This is a genomic window from Kribbella albertanoniae, from assembly GCF_004348455.1.
GTDB lineage: Bacteria > Actinomycetota > Actinomycetes > Propionibacteriales > Kribbellaceae > Kribbella > Kribbella albertanoniae.
In genome coordinates this window covers 1-2,323 of record NZ_SMKA01000490.1, presented here as the reverse complement: position 1 = coordinate 2,323, position 2,323 = coordinate 1, and the positions used below count along the sequence as shown (strand labels likewise).

Annotated in this window: 2 protein-coding genes; one reads left to right on the top strand and one right to left on the bottom strand. The window is 58.0% G+C overall.

Annotated features, from left to right (window positions below):
* Positions 1-184: 184 nt before the first annotated feature.
* Entirely contained in the window at positions 185-457 is a 273-nt protein-coding gene (locus E1261_RS44445) for a hypothetical protein (protein ID WP_132416357.1), read from the bottom strand.
* A gap of 321 nt (positions 458-778) precedes the next feature.
* Here E1261_RS44445 and E1261_RS44440 point away from each other — a divergent pair, with 321 nt between their 5' ends.
* Positions 779-1,951 (top strand): helix-turn-helix domain-containing protein, encoded by a 1,173-nt coding sequence (locus E1261_RS44440; protein WP_132416355.1) that lies wholly within the window; start codon positions 779-781, stop codon positions 1,949-1,951.
* Positions 1,952-2,323: the final 372 nt, after the last annotated feature.

The following is a 2,323-nucleotide window of genomic DNA, read 5'->3' as shown; positions in this document are numbered from 1 at the left end:
GATTACGGGCAGTCCCTCAAACCTCGCCCTTTTCGAGGGACTGCCCAGCTTGGAAACGACGGGGCGCGGAGTGTGGTTCACTTTCCCGCTTGAGGAGGTACGGAATGGACTCGCCACACCGCGCCCCGCCGACGCCAGGGTGACCGGGCAGGAGAACGACGGCTCACCAACCACCCTGACGGGCCTATTCGACGTGACCAGCAATCAGCACCTGCACGCCGTCGGCCGCAAAGGCCCGAAGCACGGACAGCGGCGGGTCGCCCAGACCAGCCAAATGATGAATGCCGGGAATGATCACAATTCGCTCGCCCGGCTCACTCACACGTGCGGCCAGCTTCGCGAATGCTTCCGGGACCGACTCAAGTTTTTCGATGAATATTTCACTCAGAACCAGACCCCGCCGCTCGGCGAACTCGATCAATCCACGTTGCGCTCGGGCCATTTCAGCAGGCGTCATGAGCACATGTTCCCGCAAGTATGCGACAACAAAAGGTCTTTCGGATTTGTCATCTTCCATAGTTTCCCCGTGTTTCCACTCGACTCCGTGGCTCGACCTACTCATAGTTCTTGGTTCCGTCGCACTTGCTGTCATGGCTCGCGAACCCTTCCCCTGTCTCGACGACCCGCCGATCGCGGGTTGGCTTCACCACTGGTTGTGTCGACGCTGTATCCGTTGAGTGAGTAGCCTGGTAGCTGGTGCACCTGGTGACCAGCACTCGGGCGTCTACAGCCGTCTACAAACCTGCGGCTGTGCACGGAATGGCCGTAGAAGCGAGGGATGATGGGTACAAGCTTCGGTGAAACGCTGAGGTCAGTACGGAATTCGCGACAGTTGAGCTTGAAAACACTGTCGCGCTTAGTTTATTTCTCGCCTGCCTTTATCGGACATGTCGAGACCGGGCTAAGGAAGCCAACACCAGAATTCGCGGAAGCGGTAGATAAGGCGCTTAGTACGTCAGGTCTGTTCACCGAACTTGCGCGGTTAGGAGATGATGACGAAGTGTACCGCCGCACACTTATAAAGGCGCTCGGAACACTGTCGACTGTCGGCGCAATCGCGCCCAGTGCTGTTGCCGAAACTCTCCGGCATTCGCTCGACCGGGCGGCAAGTCTCGCGCCAAATGCAGATGACTGGGAAGATATCGTCGCCACATATGGTCGAGGTTTCATGACAGAGCCGCTCTCAGATTTATCTCAGAGAGCAGTAGCTGACCTTTTGGTGCTTTCGGCAGATCCACAGTTGCGCGGCAGACATGGGGCGCGTCTCGCGATGGTTTACGGCTCATCGGTGGCAAGTCTGGGAGACACCGTGACGGCGAAACGCTGGTACTCCACAGCGGTCAAGTTGGCAGATCATTCCGGAGAAATTGAGTTACGCGCATGGAGTCGCGCGCGTCTCGCTTATCGCATCTTCTACGAAGGCGGCGACGATGCGGAGGTATTGAGCTCGACTGAGCTACCAATTGCCTTTGGCAGGTCCTCTGCCGCCGTAATTGAAGCGCATGCTGCTAGGGCACATGTCTATGCCGGTAGAGGAGACGCCCGATTGGCGAATGAGGCGCTCGGCTTGGCTTATCGGGCTCTTGAGTTGGCGCATGAGCAGGACGGGAACTCCATATTCGCAATGCCTGGTTGGCGTCTTGCTATAGCCGCGAGTTGGGCTTACACAGCTTTAGGCGATTCGACAAAGGCGGAGGCAATTCAAGCGGAAGCCGAGAGGCTTCCTGCGGCCGCTAGTCGGTGGCGGGCCCAGCTTGACATGCACCGTGCATGGGCTGCTGTGCAAGCGAAAGACGTGGACGAGGGTGTAACCCAAGCCTCCCAGTTGGTGAATACCGAACACAGCAGAGTCATTAAAGGACTGGGGCAGCGTGTCTATCAGGCAGTGCCGATCAAGGAACGCAAACGCGAAACCGTGCGAGAACTTGCAGACGCGTTAAAGGGCCGATAATGACAGCCCTACAGCAAGGCTGGATATTCTGCGTAGACGGCTTCGCATGGCTCCAACGCCTGACCCCTGAGGGTCTTCTTAGTCCTGACTCAATGCGAGTTGACTTGTCCGAGATATCAAGCACGGACGGGTTACCAGAGGCATGGCAGAGCTTCTTGAGTGACGACGGTTGGTATATCGGCGTGCCGGTTAAGCTAGTCAACCAGGGCCTCGGCAAAGTCGTCTTTTCACTTGGCCAGAAGCAAGCTGAGTACGCGTTTGTGGTCTCGGGCGTGATGTCGGAGTCCGGCTGCGATGTTGTTCCAGCCTGCGTGGCGTAGCAGGGTGATCGCGAGGTTGCGGAGGCTGGCCATGGTGCGTGGGGCGTGGCCG